The sequence below is a fragment of the Nocardia sp. Root136 genome (assembly GCF_001427185.1).
Classification (GTDB): Bacteria; Actinomycetota; Actinomycetes; order Mycobacteriales; family Mycobacteriaceae; genus Nocardia; species Nocardia salmonicida.
This window is the reverse complement of the sequence record NZ_LMFE01000001.1, coordinates 679,508-696,568: the sequence shown is the minus strand read 5'-3', so window position 1 is coordinate 696,568 and position 17,061 is coordinate 679,508. Positions and strand designations below refer to the sequence as shown.

14 protein-coding genes are annotated in these 17,061 nt (G+C 68.4%); 9 read left to right on the top strand and 5 right to left on the bottom strand.

The window, feature by feature from the left end; all coding sequences use genetic code 11:
- Positions 1-30: 30 nt before the first annotated feature.
- Positions 31-657, bottom strand: a complete 627-nt coding sequence (gene mftR / locus ASD42_RS03360) for a mycofactocin system transcriptional regulator (protein ID WP_235569293.1) — start codon at positions 655-657, stop codon at positions 31-33.
- Between the two features lie 81 nt (positions 658-738).
- Here mftR and mftE point away from each other — a divergent pair, with 81 nt between their 5' ends.
- The 3 genes from mftE to ASD42_RS03345 are packed head-to-tail and all read left to right on the top strand — an operon-like array spanning position 739 to position 3,237.
- Entirely contained in the window at positions 739-1,440 is a 702-nt protein-coding gene (gene mftE, locus ASD42_RS03355; RefSeq protein WP_056809986.1) for a mycofactocin biosynthesis peptidyl-dipeptidase MftE, read from the top strand.
- A complete protein-coding gene (mftD, locus tag ASD42_RS03350; protein ID WP_056809984.1) occupies positions 1,437-2,681 on the top strand; it encodes a pre-mycofactocin synthase MftD in 1,245 nt (414 codons plus the stop codon). Before mftE ends, mftD begins: the two co-directional genes overlap by 4 nt.
- Positions 2,682-2,718: 37 nt before the next feature.
- A complete protein-coding gene (locus ASD42_RS03345; protein ID WP_056809982.1) occupies positions 2,719-3,237 on the top strand; it encodes a hypothetical protein in 519 nt (172 codons plus the stop codon).
- On the opposite strand, the gene ASD42_RS03340 is transcribed toward ASD42_RS03345, so the two are convergent.
- Positions 3,234-3,743 carry a MarR family winged helix-turn-helix transcriptional regulator gene (locus ASD42_RS03340; RefSeq protein ID WP_056809980.1) on the bottom strand — a complete coding sequence of 170 codons (510 nt, stop codon included), beginning with the start codon at positions 3,741-3,743 and terminating at the stop codon, positions 3,234-3,236. The genes ASD42_RS03345 and ASD42_RS03340 overlap by 4 nt on opposite strands.
- Positions 3,744-4,000: 257 nt before the next feature.
- Between ASD42_RS03340 and ASD42_RS03335 the strand changes: the two genes are divergently transcribed.
- From ASD42_RS03335 to ASD42_RS03325, 3 genes are all read left to right on the top strand, one after another.
- Positions 4,001-5,677 (top strand): fumarate hydratase, encoded by a 1,677-nt coding sequence (locus ASD42_RS03335; RefSeq protein WP_174552038.1) that lies wholly within the window; start codon positions 4,001-4,003, stop codon positions 5,675-5,677.
- 157 nt (positions 5,678-5,834) lie between these two features.
- A complete protein-coding gene (locus ASD42_RS03330) occupies positions 5,835-7,196 on the top strand; it encodes an ABC1 kinase family protein (protein ID WP_439956279.1) in 1,362 nt (453 codons plus the stop codon).
- Between the two features lie 9 nt (positions 7,197-7,205).
- Positions 7,206-7,715 (top strand): M15 family metallopeptidase, encoded by a 510-nt coding sequence (locus tag ASD42_RS03325; RefSeq protein ID WP_235569292.1) that lies wholly within the window; start codon positions 7,206-7,208, stop codon positions 7,713-7,715.
- An 11-nt stretch (positions 7,716-7,726) separates the two neighbouring features.
- On the opposite strand, the gene ASD42_RS03320 is transcribed toward ASD42_RS03325, so the two are convergent.
- Positions 7,727-8,866: an epoxide hydrolase family protein gene (locus tag ASD42_RS03320; RefSeq protein WP_056809976.1), complete on the bottom strand. Its 1,140-nt coding sequence runs from the start codon at positions 8,864-8,866 to the stop codon at positions 7,727-7,729.
- Positions 8,867-8,951: 85 nt separating this feature from the next.
- On the opposite strand from ASD42_RS03320, the gene ASD42_RS03315 reads away from it, so the two are divergent.
- Both ASD42_RS03315 and ASD42_RS03310 read left to right on the top strand, forming a co-directional pair.
- Positions 8,952-9,917, top strand: coding sequence for a helix-turn-helix transcriptional regulator (locus ASD42_RS03315; RefSeq protein ID WP_056809974.1), 966 nt, complete (start codon positions 8,952-8,954; stop codon positions 9,915-9,917).
- 45 nt (positions 9,918-9,962) lie between these two features.
- Positions 9,963-10,934 carry an Rpn family recombination-promoting nuclease/putative transposase gene (locus ASD42_RS03310; RefSeq protein WP_084503610.1) on the top strand — a complete coding sequence of 324 codons (972 nt, stop codon included), beginning with the start codon at positions 9,963-9,965 and terminating at the stop codon, positions 10,932-10,934.
- Between the two features lie 279 nt (positions 10,935-11,213).
- Here ASD42_RS03310 and ASD42_RS03305 read toward each other — a convergent pair whose 3' ends face one another.
- Positions 11,214-11,642 carry a RidA family protein gene (locus ASD42_RS03305; protein WP_056809970.1) on the bottom strand — a complete coding sequence of 143 codons (429 nt, stop codon included), beginning with the start codon at positions 11,640-11,642 and terminating at the stop codon, positions 11,214-11,216.
- 63 nt (positions 11,643-11,705) lie between these two features.
- Between ASD42_RS03305 and ASD42_RS03300 the strand changes: the two genes are divergently transcribed.
- Positions 11,706-12,686 (top strand): helix-turn-helix transcriptional regulator, encoded by a 981-nt coding sequence (locus ASD42_RS03300; RefSeq protein ID WP_056809968.1) that lies wholly within the window; start codon positions 11,706-11,708, stop codon positions 12,684-12,686.
- 22 nt (positions 12,687-12,708) lie between these two features.
- Here the strand turns inward: ASD42_RS03300 and ASD42_RS03295 are convergent, their stop codons facing one another.
- Positions 12,709-17,061: a TIGR02680 family protein gene (locus ASD42_RS03295; RefSeq protein WP_056809966.1), complete on the bottom strand. Its 4,353-nt coding sequence runs from the start codon at positions 17,059-17,061 to the stop codon at positions 12,709-12,711.

Below are 17,061 nucleotides of genomic sequence, written 5' to 3'. Positions count from 1 at the left end.
CCTGGTGCTGCCCAAACGTGGCGCGCCCGGCTATTCCGGGGCGAACCCGCGTTCCAGTGCGCGCAGCGCCTGATCCAGATACACGGTGAGGTCGGTATCACCGCGCTCGAGCCACGCGTCGAACGCGGCACGCGCGGCGGCCAGGGTGGTGCGCCCGATGGCGAGGGGGATCAGGTCGCCCGCACCCGCCCCGAGGCGGCTCGCGGCGAACTCGCCGACGGCGTGCTCCCACGCGTCGTAGTGTGCCCCCGCGCCCGCCGAGAGGGCGGGGACCCCGGACACCAGCCGCATCCTGGTGCGCAACTCGGGGATGTCCTCGGCGCGATATCTGTTGGCCGCCACCACGATTCGGCGGACCGCCGCCATCATCGGCTCGTCGGCCGGGACGGCGGCGAACGCGGCGCGAAGGTCGTCGACCTCGTTGTCGAACTGGTGCCACAGCACCTCGGCCTTGGTGGGGAAGTAGCGGAAGAAGGTGCGCTCGCTCACCCCGGCCTCGGCGGCGATGCGTTCGACGGTGACGTCGTCGAACCCGTATTCGGCGAACAGCTTCATCGCGATCACCTCCAGCTCGCGACGGGTGGTGCGCGGCGGACGCCCGCGGTGCCCCGACGGCTTCGGAATCGACATCGGTGCGCGCGGCGGCGGGGCGGACATGGATACAGGATAGGGACTCGGGGAGCTTTCGACCTGCACGAGCTATTGATTATGTCAGTGACTGACGTTAATGTTGGCGCCATGTTCGTGGCGCACCTCACATCGCCCGAGGCAGGTGTGCGCGCCGCCGAGGGAGTGATCCTGGTCATTCCGCTCGGTGCGACCGAGCAGCACGGCCCGCATCTGCCCCTGTCGACCGACAGCGATATCGCCTCGGCGGTGTGCCTGCGAGCCGCCGCCGAGCGTCCCGACGTGCTCATCGCGCCCGCCGTGGCCTACGGGGCAAGCGGCGAGCACGCGGGGTTCGCGGGCACCTTGTCGATCGGGCAGGCGGCGCTGGAACTGCTCGTCGTCGAACTGTGTCGCTCCGCGACGGACACGTTCTCACGAATCGTGCTGGTCAACGGGCACGGCGGCAATGTGGAAACGCTGCGCCGAGCCGTCGCCTTGCTGCGGTCGGAGTCGCGCGACGTGCGGGTGTTCTCGCCCGGCTACGGCGGCGACCCGCACGCCGGGCGCACCGAAACCTCGATCCAGCTCGCGCTGAGTCCCGAGCTGGTGCGCACCGAACTGGCCGAGCCGGGGGACTGCCGCCCGCTGGCCGAACTGCTGCCGCTGCTGCGCGCGGGCGGAGTGCGGGCAGCCAGTCCCAATGGAATCCTCGGCGACCCCACCGGATCGAGTGCCGACGAAGGCGCCGATCTGTTGCGGGTCGCCACGACCGCATTGCTGGAAGACCTGCGCCGATGGTGGCCGCAGGATCATGAGGAAGGACCCCGATGAATCCCTGGTTCGAGACCGTTGCCGAGGCGCAACGGCGCGCCCGCAAGCGCCTGCCGAAATCGGTCTACGGCGCGCTGATCGCGGGTTCGGAACGCGGACAGACCATCGAAGACAATCAGACCGCGTTCACCGAACTCGGTTTCGCCCCGCACTGCGCGGGCCCGATCGGCGAACGTGACCAATCGACCACGGTGCTGGGCCAGCAGGTCTCCATGCCGGTGCTGATCTCGCCGACCGGCGTGCAGGCGGTGCATCCCGACGGTGAGGTCGCCGTCGCGCGCGCCGCGGCGGCACGCGGAATCGCCATGGGGCTCAGTTCTTTCGCGAGCAAGCCCGTCGAGGAGGTCATCGCCGCCAACCCGTCGACCCTGTTCCAGCTGTACTGGTGTGGCAACAGAGACCAGATCCTCGAGCGGATGGCCAGGGCGAAGAAGGCGGGCGCGGTGGGCCTGATCCTCACCCTGGACTGGTCCTTCTCGCACGGCCGCGACTGGGGCAGCCCGGTGATCCCGGAATCGCTGAACCTGCGCACGATGATGAAATTCGCGCCGCAGACCCTCGCGCGCCCGCGCTGGCTCGCGACCTACCTGCGCTCGGGCAGCATTCCCGACCTCACCGCACCCAATATGGCGGTCGGCGGCGGCGCGGCGCCCGGGTTCTTCGGCGCCTACGGCGAATGGATGCAGACACCGGCGCCCGACTGGGACGATGTCGCCTGGATCTGCGCGCAATGGGACGGTCCGGTGCTGCTCAAGGGCGTGATGCGGGTGGACGACGCCTTGCGCGCCGTCGACGCGGGCGTCGCGGGCATCTCGGTGTCCAACCACGGCGGCAACAACCTCGACGGGACCCCCGCCGCCATCCGCGCGCTGCCGGTACTCGCCGACGCGGTGGGCGACCAGATCGAGGTGCTCCTCGACGGCGGCATCCGGCGCGGCAGCGATGTCGTGAAGGCGGTGGCGCTCGGTGCGCGTGCGGTGCTGATCGGGCGCGCGTACCTCTGGGGTCTGGCGGCCAACGGTCAGGCCGGTGTCGAGAACGTACTCGACGTCCTGCGCGGCGGCATCGATTCCGCGCTGCTGGGTCTGCGCAAGACCTCGATCACCGACCTGACGCGCGACGACATCGTGATCCCGGCCGGTTTCGAGCGCGCGTTGGGGGTGGGTTCGGGGCAAAACGACTCCGGCAACCGGGATTTCACGACCGACGCAACGGTCGTCAGCGGCGCCGCGTCTCGTTAGTATCGGCGGTTGGGCAGCACCGCCGGAGGGGGATTTCGTGAGTGTGGTTTCGGATATCAAGGGTTCGCGTCGGCGAATCATGATGTCGCGCAGCGTGTCCTACACGCTGCCCGCCGTGGTGGCGGTGGCACTGGTCTCGGCCGGATGTGGCACCGCCACCCCGAAACCGGCACCGCGCGCGGCGTCGGCCACGCTCACGACCACCTCGAAGCCCCCGACGACGACGTCCCGGACGGCCACCACGACCGCGGCCGCCGCCCAACCGGCGTCCGTCGGGGTCTGCGTGGATACGACGACCAACGTCCGGGTGGCCGACGATCAGTGCGACACCGCGAGCGCCAGGTACTCGCGCTTCTGGTACCAGCACACCGATACCTTCGTGTACCCGGCGATCGGCGTCGCCGTCGCGCTGGCGGCGGGCAGTTTCCTGCGCCCGAGCACCGGTGAGGTCTTCGATCGCGGCGCACCGACCAAGGGCGGCACCGTCGCGCGCGGTGGTCTGGGCAAGACCCGCCCCGATTCCTCCGGCGGGGGCGGCGGCAGCGCCGGGTCCTAGTCCTCGCCGGGCGCGGCGGTTTGCAGGCGACCGACCGGGTCGTCGGCCTTCGCGCCGCGGTGATGGTCGACGAGCACGTCGTAGATCTCCGCGAGGGTGGCGAGCTGGTCGCGATCCAACACGTCGATCATGTGTTTGCGCACGCTGCGCACATGCGCGGGCGCGGCCGTGGTGAGTAGTTGTCCGCCGGTCGGGGTCAGCTTGGCCACGGTGCGGCGCTGGTCGTGCGGCATCGTCTCGCGTGAGACCAGGCCGCGCTTCTGCATGCGGGTGATCTGGTGCGAGAGCCTGCTCTGCGACCATTCGAGCGCGCAGGCCAGATCGGCGAAGGTGAGCCGCTGGCCCGGTGCGTCGGCTAGATAGACCATGACGGAATACTCGACATAGCTCAGGTTGGCTGCCCTGCCTGCGTCACGTCCGATCGCCGCGGCGATCAGGTCGCGGGTCCGGACATAGCCCAGCCAGGCACGCATTTCGACATCATCGAGCCACTGTGGATCGGTCACGATCGAGCTCCAGATTCTGAAGGTGCAGGCTTCGGATTGAACGGTGCACTCCCGCCACCGCCCGGGAGAATGGGTAGCACCGTTTGGGTTGAACGTGCAACCTCGATATTGGTTAGGGTCAGTCAGGAACCTCACATAGGGTTGCCTAACCGCCGTGCGGGTGTGGGTGGTCGTTAGGCTGCGGATTGCTTTGTGACCAGCCCTGCCTGGTGCTCCGCAGTGTTGCGGTGCCCGCCCTGCCCGAAGGAGTGCGATCCGTGACCGCGCCGGAGTTCCGCTATTCCGATCTGCTTCCGATCGGCGCCGACGAGACGCCCTACCGCCTGCTCACCAGCGAGGGGGTCAGCACCTTCGAGCACAACGGGCGCACCTTCTTGCAGGTCGAGCCCGAGGCGTTGCGGCTGCTGACCGAGACGGCGATCCACGACATCAGCCACTATCTGCGGCCCGCGCACCTGCGCCAGCTGCGCAAGATCATCGACGACCCCGAGTCCTCGGGCAACGACCGTTTCGTCGCGCTCGACCTGCTCAAGAACCTCAACATCTCCGCCGGCGGCGTGCTGCCGATGTGCCAGGACACCGGCACCGCGATCGTGATGGGCAAGAAGAGCGAGGGCGTGCTCACCGGTGTCGACGACGCCGAATGGCTCAGCCGCGGCATCTTCGACGCCTACACCAAGCTGAACCTGCGCTACTCCCAGCTCGCCCCGATCACCATGTGGGACGAGAAGAACACCGGCACCAACCTGCCCGCCCAGATCGAGCTGTATTCGACCGAGGGCGACGCCGACAACCCGGTGTACAAGTTCCTGTTCATGGCCAAGGGCGGCGGCTCGGCCAACAAGTCGTTCCTGTACCAGGAGACCAAGGCCGTCCTGAACCCCGAGCGCATGCTCGAGTTCCTCGACGAGAAGATCCGCTCGCTGGGCACCGCGGCCTGCCCGCCGTACCACCTCGCGGTGGTCATCGGCGGTACCAGCGCCGAATTCGCCTTGAAGACAGCGAAATACGCCTCGGCGCACTACCTGGACAACCTGCCCACCGAGGGCTCGATCACCGGTCACGCGTTCCGTGACGTCGAGCTCGAGGAAGAGGTCTTCCAGCTCACCCGGGAGTTCGGCATCGGCGCGCAGTTCGGCGGCAAGTACTTCTGCCACGACGTGCGCGTGGTCCGCCTGCCTCGCCACGGCGCGTCCTGCCCCGTCGCGATCGCCGTGTCCTGCTCGGCCGATCGCCAGGCGCTGGCCAAGATCACCAAGGACGGCATCTTCCTGGAGCAGCTGGAAACCGAACCGGCCCAGTACCTTCCGGAGCAGACCGCCGACATCCTCGGTGGCGACGTGGTGAAGATCGATCTCAATCGCCCGATGGACGAGATCCGCGCCGAGTTGTCGAAATACCCGGTGAAGACCCGTCTTTCGCTGACCGGTCCCTTGGTCGTGGCCCGCGACATCGCCCACGCCAAGATCAAGGAACGCCTCGACGCGGGCGAACCCATGCCGCAGTACCTGCGCGACATGGCCGTCTACTACGCGGGCCCGGCCAAGACCCCCGAGGGCTATGCCTCGGGCTCCTTCGGCCCCACCACCGCCGGTCGGATGGACTCCTACGTCGACCAGTTCCAGGCCGCGGGCGGCTCCATGGTCATGCTCGCCAAGGGCAACCGTTCGGCCCAGGTCACCAAGGCGTGCCACGAACACGGCGGCTTCTACCTCGGTTCCATCGGCGGCCCCGCCGCCCGCCTCGCCCTCGACTGCATCAAGAACGTCGAGGTCCTGGAATACGCCGAACTCGGCATGGAAGCCGTCTGGAAGATCGACGTCGAAGACTTCCCCGCGTTCATCGTCGTCGACGACAAGGGCAACGACTTCTTCGCCGAGACCTCCAAGCCCATCGCCCTGCGCGTGCGCACCCGTTCCAAGGAACGCGTGTAGTCATCCGGCTCCGATACCCCGGTATCCGCTGCGGCGGGTGCCGGGGTTTCGTCTGTTTCGCGGGCCCGACGACGCCTGTCACCCCGGTGTAATGTGACGCCCGACATACGGCGGACAGGGGTGCGGATTGGCGAGCGGTTCAGTGCCGAGGGGGCGGGTGACGCGCAGCGCGAAGTTGGGGCAGTTCGCCGCCGGCCAGGCCATGCGGGAAGTCGGGCGGCGGCTGTCGATGATAGGCCGCACCGACGAGGCGCGGGAGGTACTGGCCGAGAGGTCGGCGATGATGAAGGCCCAGCAGATCGTCGCGGTCCTGGGGAGCATGAAGGGCTCGGCGATGAAACTCGGGCAGATGGGGTCGGTGCTCGATCTCGACTTCGTGCCCGAAGCCCATCGAGAGCAGTTTCGTGCCCAGCTCGCGGCCCTGCAGGACCGGGCGCCCGCGATGCCGTTCTCGACGATGCGGCAGGTGCTCGAGGACGATCTCGGTCCCTTGTCTCGGACCTTCGCCGAGTTCGGTGAGACAGCGATCGCGGCGGCGTCGATCGGCCAGGTGCACCGGGCACGACTGCACGACGGGCGTGTCGTCGCGGTCAAGGTGAAGTATCCCGGGGTCGAGCGCGCCGTCCACGCCGATATCAGCAATCTCGAGTTCCTCGCCAAGATGGCGAGAACGGCGCTGCCGAGCTTGGCCGATACGGGCGTGCTGGAGGAGGTCGCCAGCAATCTGCGCAGCGAACTCGACTACGAGCGCGAGGCTCGAACTCAGCATCGGGTCGCGCAGCGCTATAGTGGCCATCCCTTCATCACCGTGCCCGACAGCATCGAGGAATTCTGTACGCACAACGTGCTGGTCACCGAATTCGTCGAGGGGCATCCCTTTTCGCATATCCAGACCCTGCCCGCCGCCGAACGTGACCGGCTCGGTGAACTGATCTATCGCTTCTATATCGCCGGTCTGTTCGCCGACAACGAGTTCTGTGGCGATCCGCATCCGGGCAATGTGCTGTTGGCCGCCGACGGAAAACTCGCCTTCGTCGACTTCGGTCTCTACAAGGAGATGGACCCCGACCACGTCGAATTCGAACGTGATGTCCTGCGGGCAGCCGCGGAAGGCCGGGGCGAGGATCTGTTCGCGGCGTGGGTGGGTAGGGGGATCATCGACCCCGATTCCGCGGTCACCGCGGAGGAGAGTCTGGCCTACGTCTGGGCCGCCACCGGCTGGCACCTGCTCGACGAGGCCGTCACGATCACCCCCGAATTGGCGACCGGCGCACTGCTTCTCGCCATCGATCCGCGCTCGTCGGACTTCCAGGGCATGCACAAACAGCTGCTGCCGCCCGAGCATGTGTTCTCCCGCCGCGCCGACCTGTTCACCTTCGCCACCCTCGGTCAGCTGCGCGCCACCGCCAACTGGCATCAGCTCGCCCGCGAATGGCTCTACGACGAACCTCCGCAGACCGAAACCGGCCGGGTGATCGAGCAGTGGCGCCTCGGTCTCGGCGACCGGTCGGGTCGATAGAATCCGCCTATGAAAACTGTGCTCGGCCGCGCGGCCGACCGGATCCTGGTGACGATGACGGCCGCCGCCGCAGTGACCGCCGTCGGCATCGGCACCGTCGGCGCCCAGCCCGAGCCGCGCGAACAGTTCCAATCGGCAGCGGGCACCGAAGGCCTCGACCCACCGCTCGCCGCCGCCTACACCCTCGCCGAGCAGCAGGCCCATGCCGAGGATGTGCCGCTGTCGATCACCTCCGGCCATCGCACCTACGAGCAGCAGCAATGGCTCTGGCAGGACGGCCTCGCCACCTACGGCAGCCCCGAGGAAGCGCGCCGCTGGGTGCTGCCGCCGGAGGAATCCACCCATGTCTCCGGTCACGCCGTCGATGTCGGCCCGCAGGTGGGGGCGCAGTGGCTCGAGGCCAACGGCAACCGGTGGGGGCTGTGCCGCACCTTCGACAACGAGTGGTGGCATTTCGAGTTGGTCACCGCGCCCGGCACACCGTGTCCGCCCCGGGTACCGGACGCGAGCCAACGCTAGAGCGGAACAGTTCAGCGCAGCGCGCCGAAGAATGTCCGGATGTCGGCGACGTGGGCGACGGGTTCCTCCATCGCGACGAAATGGTTGCCCGGATTTCCCGTCGGCCAGTGGGTGATCTTGTTGCCCCGGTCGGCGAGGGTGCGCATGAGCGGTGAACCGCCACCGTAGACGCCGGTCGGCACCAGGTTCTGGTCGGTGGGCCAACTGAATCCGCCACCGTCGCGCAGTCCGTCGTACATGGGCCAGGACGAGGTGCCGGTGGTCTGGGTGAACCAGTACAGGGCGATGTTGGTCAGCAGGTGGTCGCGCTCGATCACGTCTTCGGCGCGGTCGGCCATGTAGGCGAACTCCTGGAACTTCTGCATCATCCATGCCAGCAGTGCGACCGGCGAATCGTTCCAGCCGAGGGCGAAGGTTTGCGGCGCCGCCCGCAACAGGGCGTGGTGGTCGACGCCGCCGGTCATCCACTGCTGCATTTCCGCCCATTGCGCGCGATCCTCGGCCGACATCGCGGGCACGTCTGCCTCGGTCGGCATGCCGATCCCGCCGTCGAGATGCACGCCGATCACGTGTTCCGGGGCGGCGAGCGCCATCTCCGGCGCGATGTAGGCGCCGAGGTCACCGCCCTGCGCGCCGTAGCGGTCATAGCCGAGGCGGTCCATCAGAGTGGCCCACATCGCGGCGACCCGTGCCGTGGTCATTCCGGTTTCGCGCGGCGCCGCCGAGAAGGCGAAGCCGGGGACGGACGGGATCACCACGTCGAAGGCGAGCGCGGGGTCGAGGCCATGGGCGCGCGGATCGGTGAGTGGGCCGATGGTGCGGGTGAACTCCACGAACGAGTTGGGCCAGCCGTGGGTCAGCAGCAGCGGCACCGCGTCGGGCTCGGGGGAGCGAACGTGCACGAAATGGACGTCGAGGCCGTCGATCTCGGTGATGAACTGGGGAAACGCATTCAGCGCGGCTTCTTGTGCCCGCCAATCGAATTCGTGCACCCAGTACTGGGCGAGCTCGCGCAGGTACTCGGCTGGGATGCCGCGCTCCCAGCCTTCGCCCGGCAGTTGAGCCGCCCAGCGCGCCCTGCTCAGCCGGTCGTGCAGGTCGTCGATCTCGGACTGGGGGATGTCGATGCGGAACGGGCGAATGGTGCTCATCGGTACTCCTCGGTGTCGGTGTGATTCCGACGCTACGAATCATCTAGGACAACTTCGGTCCTAGATATCCGGCAGAATCGAGAACATGACCGACACCGCCGCCCGCCTGCTCCGTTTGCTCTCCCTGTTGCAGATGCCACGGGAGTGGCCCGGCAGCGAACTGGCCGATCGGCTCGGCGTCACCGACCGGACCGTGCGACGCGATGTCGACCGGCTGCGCGAGCTGGGCTACCCGGTGGTCGCGGCGATGGGTGCGGCCGGTGGGTACCGGCTCACCGCAGGTTCGGCGCTGCCGCCGTTGATCCTCGACGCGGACGAGGCGGTCGCGGTGGCTGTCGGGCTGAGAGTCGCTGCGGGACAGGCGGTCGCGGGCATCGAGGACGCCTCGGTACGGGCCTTGACCAAGCTCGAGCAAGTTCTGCCGGCGAAACTGCGCAGACGGGTGCGCGTGGTCGGTTCGGCGGTCACGGTCCGCGCGGGCGAGGGCCCCACCGTCGACCCCGAGGTACTCACCACCCTCGCCGCCGCTGTCACCAACCGAGAACGCCTGCGCTTCACCTACCGTGACGCCACCGGCGCCGAATCCCGCCGCCACACCGAGCCCGCCGGTGTCGTCGCTGCGGGCCGCCGCTGGTACCTCGTCGCCTACGATCTCGACCGCGACGCCTGGCGCAGCTACCGAGCCGACCGCATCGAAACCCCCCACCCCACCGGCGCCCGCACCACCCCCCGCGACCTCCCCGCCGCCGACCCGGCCGACTACGTCGCAGGCCGCCGAACCGACTGGGCCACAACCGAATACCACGTCGACGTCACCATCGAAGCACCACACGGCCGCGTCGCGGGCCGCCTCGGCGAAGAACCGGACACCTTGCACGCCGCCGACGACGCCACGTGCCGCCTCACCGCCACCCGAGACGACGAGCCTGCATGGCTTGCCACCCAGCTGACCACCCTCGGTGTCCCCTTCCACGTACACAATTCGCCAGAACTGGCCGCGAGTATGCGCACCCTCGTGCACCGCCTGACCGCCGCCTTGCCGACCGGGTAACCCGGCCACGATCGCGCCCTCGCCGAGCCGGTCGCAGAGTAGGTTATGGCTATGGCCGAGCAACCCTCGAACCCGCACGACGCCTTCGCGCGCCACATTCTCGGTCGAACGGTCAACGCAGCCTCGGAATTACGCGCTGTCCTGCCCGAACACATTGTGCAGCGGGCGAACTGGAATACCCTTCGTTTGCTCCCGGGTAGTTACGTCTCACCGCAACTGCGGTCGCGTTACAGCGACCTGCCGTTCTCGGTCGAACTCGACGGCGACGACGCCATCATCTACGTGCTGATCGAACACCAGAGCAGCAGCGACCATCTGATGCCGCTGCGACTGATGGAGTACATGGTCAACATCTGGACCCGCTATGTCGACGCATACCCCAAGACGCGAACACTGCCGATTGTCGTTCCGGTGGTGATCCATGCGAGTCCGCGCGGGCATCGATGGGCGGCACCGACGGAGCTTTCGCAACTGTTCGCCGCCTCCGTGCCGCTGCTGGATTCATTGGGTGATGTGGTCCCGCGGATGCGGTTCATTCTCGACGACATGGCGAGCGTCGACCTGGCCGAGCTACAGAAGCGGCCACTGACGCCCGCGGTACGGGTGATGTTGTTCCTTCAGCGCCACGCCTCCGGCAGAACAGACCTGGGGATCACGATGATGCCACTGGTTCCGGACCTGTCCGCCATGGCGGAAAGCCCGGACGGTGACCGTGACCTGCAAGCTGTGGTGACGTACATTATGACTGTCGGCGAAACAGATCCGTCGGACTTCGACCCGCTGATCGAGCGGCTCGAACCGCGGGCGAAGGAGGTCATTGTGACTACCGGGGAGATGCTTCGCGCTGAAGGCGAAGCCAAGGGTGAAGCCAATCTTCTGATCCGACTGCTCGGGCGTAAGTTCGGTGAACTGTCCGAATCGACCATTCGTCAGGTCAGGGCGGCGAGCCCCGGCGAACTGCATCGCTGGGCCGACCAGATTCTTACCGCGTCGACCATCGAGGACACTCTCGCCTGAGTCGTTGCGGCTGCTGCCGAACAGCGAGTTCCTGGCCCGCAGAAATCAGCACCGGCGGATCCGCGGATGCCCGAAATGGAAGTCCTCCCGCCATGGAAGCTGTGACCTCCGCCTTCGATCGGACCGAGATTCTCGACCTACTCGATTTGCTCGCCCAGACCCACGATGTCCTCGAGCGGGCGCGACCGGTCACCCGCGCCTCGTAGGCGGCCGCGTGCCTACGAGGCGGCTCCTGACCGCAGGTGTCACGCGCTCACTGCGCTACGGCACCCGAACGGATCAGGGGCGGGCGGCGAGGGCTTCGACCTCGAACAGCACATCGGGAGTGGCGAGGCTCGCGACGCCGATGAGGGTCTGAGTGGGTGGGGTCGTGCCCCAGTTCGCCTGGACAGCGGCGGCGATGGGGCCGAGTTTGGTGACGTCGTGATGCACGACGTAGGTCCGGAGCTGGACGACGTGGCCGAGGTCGAGGCCGTGGGCGGCCAGTGCGGTGGCGATGTTGCGGAAGGTCTGGTCGACCTGGTCGGTGAAGTCCGGGGAGACGACCGCGCCGTCGGGTCGGGAGCCGTACTGACCCGAGACGAGAATTAGCTCCGTTCCCGCGGGGACGACGGCGGTGTGGCTGTAGCCGAAGGGAATCGGATCGTGCAGGCCGTCGGGGTTGACGACGGTGTGGGTCGGGCGGGGTGCGTGCTCGGTGTTCGTCATGCCGATGAACCTGCCAGGAATACACGACATCCTGTGTCGTGTATTCCTGGCATAGTTTTTCCCATGCGAGCTGACCGGTTGGTCTCCCTGGTGCTCCTGCTGCGTCGCCACGGTCGGCTGTCGGCCGAAACTCTCGCGCGCGAGCTGGAGGTGTCCACCCGCACCGTGCTGCGCGACATCGAGGCGCTGTCCACCGCCGGCGTCCCTGTCTACGCCGAACGCGGCAGGCACGGCGGTTTCGCGTTGCTGCCCGGGTTCCGGACCGAGCTCACCGGGCTGAATCACGACGAGGCGCTGGCGTTGCTGATCGCTGGATCACGGCGTGGCGCACAGGCCTTCGGGCTCGGCTCGGCGCTCGCGTCGGCCATGCTCAAGGTGGTCGACGCGCTGCCCGAGAACTATCGGGAGATCGCGAGCGACGCGGCCGAGCGGTTGCTCATCGACCCGGAGACCGACCTCCTGTCGCGGCGGCTGGACACCGAGGACCTGTCCGACACGATCGTGACCGAGGTCCGGCGCGCAGTGCTCGCCGGACACAAGCTGCGCATCAACTACGCGGCCGTCGGCCATTCCGCCGAATGGCGCACGGTGGACCCGATCGGCCTGGTCACCGTCCGACGCCAGGGCTATCTGCTCGCGACGAGATCCGGCGCGGACCGCACCTACCGACTGTCGCGGATCGTGGCCGCCGAGGAGCTCGACGAACCCGCACAGCGACCGGCCCGGGTCGATCTGGATCAGGCATGGCAGCAACGCAGCGAGCAGTTCCGCGCCGGTGGCGATCTGGTCACCGTGCAGGTTCGGGTGAACCCGACGCGGCGCGAGGAACTGGTCGGCACCGCGCTGGCCGTCCACAGCGAGGAAGCGGACCACGATGGCGTGCTGCGGCTGGAGGTCACCTTCCAGGATTCCAGACATGCTGAGTGGGCGATGTGGCAGCTCGCCACTGACGCGGAGGTGCTGACCCCACCGTGGTTGCGCACTTCTCTGCGCAAGCGTGCCGCCGCGCTCGTCACGTGCTACGAAACGTCATCTGGCAGTTGACGGGCCGCAGGGACCTGCGAGTTCAGCCCACCGATGCCGGTTCGCCGGGCATGCCCTCCAGTGTCAACCCGCCCTCGATGGTGTTGGGAACGCGACGGCGGTTGGGGGAGCCCAGTGCCGTGGTGAGGTCGCCGCCGTCGTGCTCGGCGAGGAGCTCACCGCTGTCCCAGACGAGAAGTGTCGCGCTGACAGTATTCTCGGCGGTGGAATGAGCCAGGTCGTAATGCGCGCAGCCGGGGACGTGGGCGTAGGTGATCCACAGGTCGTAACCGGTCATGAACAGGTCGAGGTCGAATTGCACGCTGAGGCTGAGCAATTCGCTGCGACCGTTGTCGTCGACACCGGCGAAGGCTTCGTCGAGGGCCAGCAGGCGGGGAGCCTGCGGATCGGCCGAGTCGAGCATCACGTGGGCGGCGGCGAAGAGGGGAAGGTGCAGCGAGACCGACTGTTCACCGCCGGAGAGGGCGCTGTGGCGGGCGACGGTGAGTTTGTCCTCGGTGCCGTCGCCGGAGATGAGGGTGAAGGAGAAGACTCGCCAGGTGCGGTAATCGAGGGTGGCGGCGAGGATTTCGGGGTACGAGCGTTCCGGGTGCGCGGTGCGGGCGGCGCGGATCTCGGCCGCGAAATGGGCGCGGACCGAGCCGAGGTCTTCCGAACTGAGGGCGGTGGTGTCGCGGTCGAGGAGTTTGCACATCGAGCGAGCTGACTCCGACAGTCCGTCGGCGAGGATCCAGTGCACGCCGATGGTGTTGCCCGACGACATCCGCCGCTGCTTCATCTCCGCGCCCATGCGGGAGATGAGTTCGCGAGCGTCGGTGGTGCGTTCGTGGATCTGCTGGGCCAGGCCCGTGAGCAGCGCGTCTTCGAGGATGCGGCGTTCGGCGTCGGTGAGCAGTAGTTCCTGGTCACGGCGGGCGGCGTCGATGCGGGCGGCGAAGTCGGCGAGTGCGGCCTGACCGTTCTCGTCGTGGACGGCGACGACGGTGAGCCCGTCGGCGGCGTCCCAGTTCAGGCGGTAGTCGCGACCGGATGCGGTGAGCGCGGCGTCGAATTCCTGGAGTGCGCTGGTCACCGCGGACCGCGTGGACTTGCGACCGGCCTCGGTGGCGCGCACCTGGCTGGTGGCGGTGTCGAGGTCGGCGAACAGGGCCGCCACCTCGTCGGGCAGCACCATCGGGTCGGTTTCCGGGCCCGCGGCGACGATGCGGTACTGCAGCTGTTCCGGGGTGGACCACGCGGCATCGCTGCTGGGCCAACGGTGTTCGACCGAGGCGCCGAGCAGGCTCAGCAGGTCGGGCCGGGCGTAGGGGGCCAGCGAACGCACCTCGCCGAGCACCTCGGTGAGCGCGGTGGCGAGCGCTTCGTTGGCGGTGCGATAGGCGGCCTCGGCGTCGCCGACCGCCTCGATGGCGGCATTGGCGGCCTTGCGCGCGGCCCGCTGTTCGGCCTTGGCGGCCTCGATGGCGCCACGGGCCAGCTCGAGGTCACGGTCGATGTCGGCGGCGCCGGCGCCCAACGCCTCTCGCAGCGTTTCGAGTTTGCGTTGCTGTTCGGTATAGCCGAGCCGGGCCGCCTCGGCCTCTTCGGCGAACGCCTCGGCCAGTGCCCGCGCTTCGTCGTGCCGGTCGGCGCCCTCACGTTCGCGTTCACGTTCCCGCTCGTGCTCGGCGCGCAGGCGGAGCAGTCCGGTGCCGGTGTTCTCGAAATGCCGGATAGCGGCGGCCAGCGCGTCGAGTTCGCGCGCCTCGCGGGGGGTTCGGTGTGCCGCGGCGGCGGCGCGAACCTTCTTGTCCAGGGCCGCGACTTCGGCGACGGCCTGGTCGAGTTCGCGCTCGGCCTGCGTCGCGGCCTCCACACGTGAACGCATCAGACCGGCCGTCTCGGCTACGGCACGCAAAGCGGAGGTCACCGCCGACGGGCGCGGCAGAGCCTTCGCGGCTGCCGACAACGCGGCCAATTGCGCAGTGGCCGAAGCGTCTTCGGCTCGCGCGGCGTCGTGCTCGGCAGCGGCGGCCTCGATCGCCGCCTCGATCTCGGCGAGCCGGGACTCACGCCTGCGGGCTCGCGCGGTCGTCCCTATGAACTCGGCCTCTGGCTTGTGGTGGTGGCCGACGAGAACGCCCTGTCGGAAAGATCCGGCGAGGCCGACCACGACCTGCGGGGTGTCGGCCGTGGTCAGCGCGGTGAGCGTGGCCCCGGTGCACGCTGCGCCGGGGGTCGCCGTGGCGCGCGTCGTCGGGTCCGGGTCGGCGTCGTGGACGGCGATAGAGGCCAGCACGGCGGCGACAGTCTCGGTGGGAACCGTGAGCGCGGCGGAATCCTCTTCGACGACAAGGACATCGGCGAGCGTACGGCCGAGTGGACGCTGGTCGACCGGTAGCGGGAGCAGGAAGTGGTCGGAGTCGATGTCGACGGGCAAGGTCGGGCCGCAAATCCAGCTGTCGAGCAGACCGCCGGACTGCAGCGCCGCTTCGATACCAGCCGCATCCTGCGGGGACACCGAGTCGGCGAAGCGCACCAGCTGCCAGAGTGGAGCACCCGGAAGTCCTTCTCGGACAACGGTTCTGGTGGGGTGCGGTGGGGGAGCGTCGTCGCGCTGGGCGGCGATCTGTGTTCGTTCGGCAGCCAGTGCGTCGAGGCGGGCGGCAGCAGCGCTCGTGCGGGACCGAGCCTCCTGGCGGCGGGTGCGAATCTGTTCCTGCAGCGGCTCGCAGCGCTCGGCCAGAACCTCTGATGCCGAGGGAATGTCGGCCACTCCCGCGCCGGCCAAGGCGGTGTCGAGCGCCTCGAACAAGCCTGCGGCACCTCGGTCGGCCGTGGCGTCGGCCGACCCGCTACGGGCGTCTTCCTCGGGAACACCTTCGAGTTCGGTGACCGGTGCGAAAACCTCGGTGTTGGTGTGCCACCAGGTACGCAGGGCCGCCGCGGATTCGCTGCGGGCCAGGGCAACCGCCGCTTCGGCGTGGGCCACTTCCGCGGCGGCGGAGTCACGCAGTTCGATCGCGCGTTCGGCGAGGCGTTCGGAACGGGTGCGGTCCGCGGCGGCGGTTTCCCACTTGCCCAGTGCCTTTCGAACGGCGCGGACATCGGCGTCGCGCTCTTCGGCGTGGCCGCGGACAACCACGGTGAACTGGTCGCCGCGGCCTTCGGCGCTGGGCGGAGTCCATTCGATGCCTGCTTCTTCGGCGGCGGCGCGGACCGCGTCTTCGCCGCGGACGAGGGCGGCTGCCGCGGTGCGCACCGCTTCGGTGGCCCGGGAGGCTTCTTCGGCGCGGCGTTGCAGGGTATGTGCGGCTTCGGCGGACTTGTCGCGGTGGGCCGCGGCGGAGGTTTCGAGGCGGCGGACGGCGTCGGCCAGGTCGTCGAGTTGCTGTTTGCCCTCGTAGGCGCTGGAGCGTTGGAGGTTCTCGCGGTCGGCGATGGCCTGTTCGTAGGCGTGATCGGCGTTTTCGGCTCTGGTCTCGGCTTCGGTGCGGTCGGTGTCGCGACGGGTGCGCAGGGCCGTCGCGGCGAAGAGCGCGGTGGAGGCGTTGGTGACGGCATCGAGACGGGTACGGAGCTGGTCGACATCGGTTTTCGCCTGTACCGCGAGGTATTTGCGGTACACGTCGACGAAACGGCGGGTGGCGGTGTCGGCCTGGACGAGGCCGTCGAGGGTCCGGCCGACCTCTTCCATATCGCTGAACGAGCGAGCGGCGTCGAGGATCAACTGCTCGTCGAGGGGGCGAAGGCCGTCGGTGAGGGCCTGGGAGAGCCCACGGGGGTCGAGGTTCTTGGCGAGCTGGGGCCTTCGCAGGGTGAGGATCAGGTTGATCAGCTGGTCGTAGCGCTGCACGCCGAGCCCGAACATGCGCGCGTCGATCGCCGCGCGGTACTCGACGGGACGGTCGACGATGGCGTCGCTGCCGATCTGCTCGGCCAGTTGCTTACGGGTGAGCGGACGGTCGTCGGGGCCGATGAGGGAGAAGTCCACCCCGGCGCGGCCGTCGGCGACGAAGTACCAGCGGGTCACCTTGTCCGAGGAGCGGGTGGCGCGCATGCCGATGCCGACGGTGACGGTTTCGGGATCGTCCCAGCTGCCGCGCGCGAACTCCATCCACACATACGAGTAGGCCGACTCCTGCTTGCGGTACAGCAGATTCGACTTCATGGTGCGTTCTTCACCGGCGAACGGGTTCAGCCTGCGCGGTTCGATCCGCCCGTCCAGCACGAACGGGAACAGCACCTCGAGCGCCTTGGTCTTACCGGAACCGTTGGGTCCGCGCAGCACCAGACGGCCGTCGGCGAAACTGAACTCCTGGTCGCGGTAGTCCCACAGGTTGACGATGCCCGCCCGGGTCGGGACGAACCGCACTCCGCCGTGAATGAGTGACAT